General features: G+C 30.3%; 4 protein-coding genes. All 4 read right to left on the bottom strand.

From position 1 onward, the window contains the following. On the bottom strand, positions 1-627 hold a 627-nt coding region (gene dcuC / locus CP960_RS12950; protein ID WP_165777367.1), incomplete at its 3' end, for a C4-dicarboxylate transporter DcuC. Between the two features lie 106 nt (positions 628-733). Next, positions 734-2,143, bottom strand: a complete 1,410-nt coding sequence (gene aspA, locus CP960_RS12945; protein WP_101185903.1) for an aspartate ammonia-lyase — start codon at positions 2,141-2,143, stop codon at positions 734-736. A 211-nt stretch (positions 2,144-2,354) separates the two neighbouring features. Beyond that, on the bottom strand, positions 2,355-4,292 hold the full coding sequence (gene tkt, locus CP960_RS12940; protein ID WP_322866846.1) for a transketolase: 1,938 nt from the start codon (positions 4,290-4,292) through the stop codon (positions 2,355-2,357). 104 nt (positions 4,293-4,396) lie between these two features. Next, the coding region (locus CP960_RS12935; RefSeq protein WP_133121157.1) for a VWA domain-containing protein at positions 4,397-9,218 on the bottom strand (4,822 nt) is incomplete at its 5' end.

Below are 9,218 nucleotides of genomic sequence, written 5' to 3'. Positions count from 1 at the left end.
ACTTACATAACCTTTATGCTCTTTTAAGTATATTGCTACTATACCTAATGTAATTGCTGCTACTACTATACTTGATATTGTTGCCATTTTATGTGCATTAATTACTTCTAATACTGGTATATTTGCTAATTTTGCTACGAATATATTATGGGATAATCCAGGACTTAAAATACTTCCGTAAGTTCCACTAAAAACTGCTGCTGCTGCCATAACAGGGCTTACACCAGAGTGAATTAGTAAAGGAATAAAAATGGCTCCAATAGCCGCTGCACAACCAGATGCAGAGGGAACAGCAATATTAATTGTAAAAGTTAAAAGTGTAGCTACAGGAACTAAAAAAATTCCTGTTCTTTTTAATACCCCTGCTAGCATATTAATCATATGTTTATCACAACCAGTAATTTTCATAACTGCTGCAAAACCTAAAACAGAACATATTGCTTGAATAAGACCATCTGTGGCCATTCTATTTGCAAAGGAATTAAATGCTGTCATTGGCTCTAATGCAACTAAAGCCATAAAAACCCCAGCAACTAGTAAAACTAGTTTAGTATCATACTTTTTTACTAAAAAGTATACAACTGCAATAATTGTTAGTAGTGCTAATGAGATTTTGAATGCTTCCATAATAATATCTTTTTTCGATATTATATTAAAATTATGCTAGCAAAGTGTTTATAAGATAGTACCAAATATTATAAGTTAATATAAGGTACTATCAAAAAAAGATATTTTATTGTTTTTTACTTACCATTCTTGGTTTAATCATATTTTCAGGTTTAATAATTTCATCAAGTTCACTTTGTGTTAATAGCTGTTTCTCTAATACTATGTCATAAACTGACCTTCCTGACTCTAGTGCCTCTTTTGCTACATTTGTTGAATTCTCATATCCTATATATGGATTCAATGCTGTTACTAATCCTATACTATTTAACACTAAACTTTTACAATGCTCTTCATTTGCTGTTATTCCATCTATACATTTCTCTGATAGTGTCTCAAATGCATTTTTCATCATATTTATTGAGTTAAATAAGTTATATGCGATTACTGGTTCGAATACATTTAATTGTAATTGTCCTCCTTCACTTGCCATTGTAATTGTCACATCTGCTCCTATTACTTGGAATGCTACTTGATTTACTACTTCTGGAATTACTGGATTTACTTTCCCTGGCATTATTGATGACCCTGGTTGCATTGCAGGTAGGTTAATCTCATTTAATCCTGTTCTTGGTCCACTACTTAATAGTCTTAAATCATTACATATTTTTGAAATTTTAATTGCTACTCTTTTTAGCACTCCTGATATTTGTACATATGCTCCTGTATCTTGTGTTGCTTCCACTAAATCTTTTGCTGTTACAAATGGTCTTCCTGTTACTTCTTGTAATCTTTGTTCCACTTCATGTGCATATTCTGGATGTGAGTTAATCCCTGTTCCTATTGCTGTTGCACCTAAGTTCATCTCTCTTACTAGTTGTTGTGCTCCGATTAGTCTTTCTATATCTTCATCTATCATTGTTACATATGAATGGAACTCTTGTCCTAATGTCATTGGTACTGCATCTTGTAATTGTGTTCTTCCCATTTTTATCACATCTTTAAACTCTTCTGCTTTTACCATGCATGATTTTCTTAGTACTTTCATTGAGTCTACTAATTCATATAGTTTCTCAAATAATGCTATTCTAAATGCTGTTGGGTATGAATCGTTTGTTGATTGTGATTTATTTACATCATTATTTGGGTGTAAATGTTGGTATTCACCTTTCTCATGTCCAAGTATCTCTAAGGCTCTATTTGCAATTACTTCATTTGCGTTCATATTTGTTGAAGTTCCTGCTCCTCCTTGAATTACATCCACTACAAATTGGTCATGTAATGATCCATTTATTATCTCATCACAAGCTTCACATATTGCATTCTTTTTGTGCTCTTCTAATAAGTTTAGATTATAGTTTGCTAATGCACAAGCTTTTTTTACTTTTGCTAATGATGTTATAAATGTTGGAAATTGTGATAATGTTACTCCTGTTATATGGAAATTCTCTTGTGCTCTTGCTGTTTGCACTCCATAATATAGTTCGTTATCGATCTCTCTGTCACCAATTAAATCGTGTTCCATTCTTTTAGTCATAATATATCCTTTAGATAATTTTGAAAAACTAAGTCTTAATTTTTTTATTGGTTTAATTTTTCACTTATTGAAATTCTATACCTCTAAAATGAACTAAAAGTGAACTTTAATAAATATTCATTCATTTTATTGTTTTTTTCTAATTTTCTTGATTTTTTTAGCTAAAAGTAGTAAAAAGTAGTAAAATAGATAGGATTTTCCTATCTATTTTTTATAAGTCATTTTTTATTTTTTCTTTTAAAGAGTCAATTGTAAATCCAAACTCTTCGAATAAATCTTTTGCAGGAGCACTTGCACCAAAACTATCCATACCATAAACAACATCTGCATATTTATAATATTCTAAAGCTCTAGCTGCTTCTACTGCAAAAACTTTTGTATTTTTATCGATTATATTAGAGATATACTCTTTATCTTGTTCAACTAATAAATCAAAACAAGGAACAGATACAATATTTGCTAATATTCCATCTTTTTCTAAAGCACAACCTGTTTTAAGTGCTAACATTACTTCACTACCACTTGCCATAATTGTAACAGTTGCACCTTCTCTTTTTTTAAGTAAGTAAGCACCATTTGATACATCACCAAACTCTTTATTTGATTTAAGAACTTCTAAATTTTGTCTTGAACAAACAAAAGCACTTGGAGCATTTAATTTTAAAGCAACTTTCCAACAATCAACATTTTCTGTTGCATCAGCTGGTCTAAATACATAAAAATTAGGTAGTGCTCTAAATTGAGTTAAATGTTCAATTGGTTGATGTGTTGGACCATCTTCTCCAACACCTATTGAATCATGTGTCCAAATAAAATGATGTGGAATATTTGATAATGCAGCAATTCTTGCACTTGGTTTTAAATAATCAGAAAATACAAAAAATGTAGCACTATAAACTCTAAATAATCCATATAAATTCATAGCATTACAAATAGATGCCATTGCATGCTCTTTTATTCCAAAATGTATATTTCTTCCTGTTGGGAAATCACCCATATCTAAAAGTTCAGTTTTATTTGAAGGAGCTAAGTCTGCACTTCCTCCTAAAAATCCTGGAATTGCTTTTGCTATTGCATTTAATATTTTGTGATTTGAACTTCTTGTTGCTACACTTGTTCCTTCTTCAAATTCTGGATAAGAGATTGCATCAAAATTAGGATTTTTAAGCTCTTCTATTTTTGTTTTTATTTCATCACTTAAAGATTCATTCCATTCATTTTCAGCTTCAACACCTTTGATTAATTTATCAAATGCACCTTTAATATCATAAGGAACAACAAACTTCTCATCTGGGTTGAATCCTGCTTTTTGTTTTGATGCTCTTATTTCATCTTCACCTAAAGGTGCTCCATGAGTATGATGACTTCCTTCAAGTGTAGCTGCACCTTTACCAATAGCAGTTTTTGCAATAATAAGAACTGGTTTAGTTGCTTCTTTTGCTTTACTTAATGCTGTATCTATTTGTGTAAAGTTATGTCCATCAATTTCAATTACTTCGAAATTAATAGCATCAAATCTTTTCTTAACATTTTCGCTCCATGCAATAGAAGTATCTCCTTCAATTGTAATTGAGTTTGAATCATAAATAATAACTAGATTATCTAATCCTAAATGTCCTGCTGTTGCACATGCTTCATAAGAGATACCTTCTTGTAAATCTCCATCTCCACATAAACAATAAACATTATGATTAATTACATCTTTTCCTAATATATTTTGAGCATATTTTGAAGCCATCGAAAAACCAACGGCATTTGCAATACCTTGTCCTAAAGGACCTGTAGTAATTTCAATTCCATGAGTATGACCATATTCTGGATGACCTGGTGTTTTAGAGTTATGTTGTCTAAAATTCTTAATATCTGAAATACTTACATCAAATCCCCATAAATGAAGAAGTGAGTAAACAAGCCCTGTTGCATGACCACCACTAAATACCAATCTATCTCTATTTAGCCATTTATCATTTGAAGGGTTTATATTTAAGTGATTACTTAATACTGTAGCAATATCTGCAAGTCCCATTGGTGCACCTGGATGTCCTGAGTTTGCTTGTTGAACCATATCAGCAGCTAAAAATCTAATTGTATTAGCCTGTTTTTGGAGTAATTCTTTCGACATAATTTTCCTATTTTGTTGAAGTTTTATTTAAAGTAGTGCTGATTATATCTAAAAAGCTTTAAAAAAAATATGAAGCATTTCAGATTAGAAGAGATACAAAAGAAAAAGAAGAAGTTAAAACTTCTTCTTTTTTAAATATCAGGGTCAACTGAAACATCTTCATCAATTAAAATTTTAATATTTGAATTCCCACTTGTTCCTTCATAAACACTAAATCTTTCTCCATCAATCTCTTCTGTAGTATCAGATTTAGTCCAGTTACCTTCAAGTCTTACACTATCTTCTCCAGACTCATCACCAAAGATTTTTAAGATATTTTCATCATCTGTTAAATCTTCAATACTTTGTTCATCAACAATAATATGATTTGCTAAATCATTTGTTAAATCAATAGCTTCAATATTATCAACTTTTGTTGAAATATTTGACAAGTCTATATCTTCATCATTTAATACTTTTAAAGTATCTTCCCCCTCACCTGCATCAACAATATCTCCTTCATGATAAATAATCTCATCATCACCTGCACCTGCATTAATATTTGCATTTGAACCATGTGAATCAAATCTTTCATCTGCATCAGTACCAATCATATTTGAAGACTCTTCTACTTCAAGTTTTGCAGTTGTTTCAGTAGTTTTTTGCTCACCATTTAAAGATTCTGTTGAAGTTACACTTGCTTTCATTGAATTAATTTCTGTGTTAGATAATTCTGTTGATGATACAACTGTGTATTCTTGTTGTAAACCTTCATTTGATGGTAAAGATACTGTTCCATTAGAAACAGTATATTCATTTCCACTACTATCTTTTATACTAGTGATTGATGAAGGTAAATTTTCAATTGTAATATTTGACAATGTTTCACTTCCATCTTTATCAGCTAATACAGCTGCTAATACAATAGTGTAATTATAAACAGTTGTACTCATTGGTGAACTATTAAATGCATTTGAATCACCTATGATGTGTCCATCTTTAAATTTAATGTTTTCAAAATCTTTAATATGACTTTGAATATAATCTTTATTGTAATAATAATCACTATATGTATAATCTTTTAAATATATTGAATCATTACCTTCTCCACCAAATACATAACCAGAAACTTTGTCTTCAACTGTAATAAAGTCATCTCCATTACCTAAATATATAGTTCCATTGTCTTTAATATCATCTCCAACATAAACAACATCATCTCCACCAAATGTTTGAACTATACCTTTTACATCATCATTATATTTTATATACTCAGCCTCATTTGTATATCTTTCTCCATAATAATCACTGTCATGTTTCACATAATCATAATCATGACTAATTACTTGGCTACCATTATCTTCTACACTAAAATCTAATCTTGGAGTAGTTACAGTATCATCAATATTATTTTCAATATTAATGTTTACTTTTACACTTGCTTTATCTCCATCTTCATCTTGAGTATTTACTACAAAGCTTTCTGTAAACTCTTTTATATCATTAAATTTTCCACCAAAGCTATAATCTCCTGTTTGGAAATTAAAATCTAAAGTAGCTCCTGAACTAGTTAAGATTGTAACAATATTATTTGATGCATCATCTATTGTATAGATATTTCCATCTACAACAATTGACTCAACAGAAATTTCACCATCACCTCCAGATATATTATCTAAAATATTTCCTTCAATTTTTTTATAAACATTCTCAACAAGTCTATCTTTTAAATCATTTTCATCTTCTATGATTGTCACATTTGTTTTTACATTACCAACATCTTGTGCAACTTTATCTAAATAAGTAGTATCTGTAATACCTTTACCTATTCCTATTACATTTAACTCTTTAGCATTGTTTTCTAAAAAGTCTTTCCAGTTTTCTAAGTATTTACTATCAATAATTCCATATTCATCATACCAACCATCATTATTTTCAACACTTGGTTTACCATCAGAGATGAAATAAACTGTTGCTTTTTCTCCATTTGTAGGAGGAGTATAGTTTGAATATGTCTCTTCTAGTGCATCTTCATAGTTTGTACCACCACCTGCATCAAATTTATTTATAACTTTTAATGCATCTTCTGGACTATACCAACCATCAATAGGAGATACCCACTCACCATCTACATATGTTGAATCATCTAAATCATCTGCAGTTCTTGCAAAAGAAGTTAAATTAATTTTTACATTTGAAAACTCTTTATATGTATCTATCATATTTTGTAAAGCATCTTTTGCTAATTGTAATCTAGTTATCCATGAACCGTCTTCTTGTTGAACATAATCATCCATACTTCCTGAAATATCTAAAACAATTACAATATTTTCATCTGTTTTACTATATGTATCTCCAAAATCCAATACTTGTGATTCATCTTGTGCAAAAGGAACTGCATCACTGTTTGTTGTTTCTTTATAGTTTGTTCCATCTTCATTATCATTTGATTCACTTGCTCTTGCTGTAATAGTTAGATTAAAATCACCTGCACTATCTTCAGGAACTTTTAATTTTAAATTGTCACTTATAGATGTTGCATCTGATGGAACTTCTACACTATATGAACCATCACTATTTTTTGTAATAGTATAAGTATCATCTATACTTTCAAGTGTAGCACCCTCAGGAACTCCATCAATTTTTACACTTAATGTTTCACTTCCATCTGTATCAGTTAATGCAGCACTAATATCTACATCATACTCAAATGTTTTTGTTCCCTCTTTTACAAGTTCTCCATCAATAACATCATAAACACCATCTTTAAATACTAATTTTTCAATACTATATAAATTATCACCCATTTCATAAGTATCTAAACCTTGATTGTCAGGATGAGACCAACCTTTAGATGCATCATATCTAGTATCAATTACATTTATTCTAACATTTGAACCATCACTAATAAATGTAATTTTATAATCATCAAAATTACCTCTGTATATTACAGTATCAGTTCCATCTGAAACAGAAGGTAATGCTCCTTCATGTCCTCCATAAATAGAATCATCTCCTTCTTGTCCTAAGAATACATCATCCCCATCATAACCTATCATATTATCAGATAAGTCTTTTCCATCAATAAAATCATCAGTATTGTTAAATCTATCTGCTGATAAATAATCACCATGTGATTCAGTACCTTCAATATATGTATCAGAATTGTCTTTTAATTCTTGAACATAACTATCATAATCAAAGTCTGAATTATCAACTATTATAGTTGCATTACTAACAGAAATTGAAGCAGTTGGTGCATCTGCTACTGCTTTTACTTCAACTGATGTTGTATACTCCTCATCATGCCATGTAGTTCCATCTGAAACTTCAAATTTAAAACTACCATCTTCATCACTATTTGAATCAGGTTCAAAAGTAACTTTTCCAGAAGCAATGTCAGCTAAAGAGATAACTTGATTTTCTGCAATTTCAATTGTTGTATCTTCTGTAACCACATAAGTATTACCCTCTTTATCAATAACTGTTTGTCCACTTGTTACTTTATAGTATAAAGTTCCATTTTCAGGAATTTGTGTAATTTTAAACTCCCTTACATCTTTTCCAAGCTCACCAAAATCTGTTTCTGTTAATACATATGTTGTATCTTCTGTAACAACAATATTATCATTTGTTGAACTTAAATCATCTTTGAAAGAATCACTTAAATCAAATGAACTATCAGTTCCATTTACTTTTTCATAATTTCCACCAACAATCTCTTTTACAACAATATTAATATCAGATAAATCATCAAAATCTTTTGCATCAACAGTTAGTACACCTCTTCCAGTAGCATTTAAATCAACCTCATACTCTTGTCCATTTACTTCAACAATAGCTTTTGCTTGACCTTGAGGTGGATAGTTTTCATCTACTTGAATATTAAATGTAACTTTACCTTCAGATGTATTAATATTTGTAATCTCTGGGTCAATAACTTCTGTATATGAGATTTCATTTATTAAATAATCATCATCATGCCCTGGTGCACTAAACTCTACTTTATCAAAAGCAGTTGGTTCACCATTTGCATCTGGAAATTCAAAAGTATAAGATAAATCAACTCTATCTGTTCCACCTTGAGCTTGAACTGATTTTAATAAATTACCATTTACATCATAATAATTAACAGTTGCATCCGTACTAGAACCACCTCCAGTAACTTCTGCATACCCTAACTCTTCTGTATCATTAAAAAATGTAACTCTTGCTGTCTCTCCATTATGTCTCCAAGCAAAAGCTACATCTAATGAATCAGCATCATTAGTAAAATCAAAAACTATTTTTTCACTAACCCCATTATTTCCATGACCTAACTCTGAACTTGCACCTGAACCTGAAGTATTACCTTGAACACCAAATCCATCGTGATTTGTTCCTTTCACAACAGATAAAGTACCTTCATTCCCATATACATCATAAGCAGTTACATTAATACCAGTAGCTTCTCCAAATTCTGTATCAACATCAATAACTTTTGGAGCAGTTGCAACTGCTGTTACTGTTACATCAATAGCATCTATATCATCTGTTACTTTAAAAGTATTGTCTTCGTTATTATATGAAACTTCACCTTGATAATTACCTCCCTCATGGCTTACAATTTCTGCATTGTATTCATCATCTTCATTTTTATATTTATCATCTTCTCTTACTTCTACATCAAATGTTGCTGAAGTTTCTCCTTCTTTGATAATAACTTCTTTAGTTTCTCCATTTATATTAACTATTACTTTTAAGTCACTTTGTGGAGCAATATTAACATTTAGTGTATATGTAGCTTTAGTAGCATTTTCATCTACATCATTTGGAGAGTCTAAAGTTATTAAAACCTCATTATCTAAGATTGTTCCTGTTGCATCTACTCCACCTACAGAAATCTCATACGATTCTGTATCTTCTTTTAATGCATCATCTACTGTTGGTGTTGTAATTGTAAACTCTGTTACTCCTGCTGGTACTGTGATTTTT

It is taken from the genome of Malaciobacter halophilus (assembly GCF_002837275.1).
GTDB lineage: Bacteria > Campylobacterota > Campylobacteria > Campylobacterales > Arcobacteraceae > Malaciobacter > Malaciobacter halophilus.
Note: the sequence above shows the minus strand (reverse complement) of the source record. Positions and strands in the feature narration are given on the sequence as shown.

Coding starts and splice junctions, on each gene's coding strand:
- aspA (WP_101185903.1), bottom strand. CDS start 2,143: ATGACTAAAAGAATGGAACACGATTTAATTGGTGACAGAGAGATCGAT.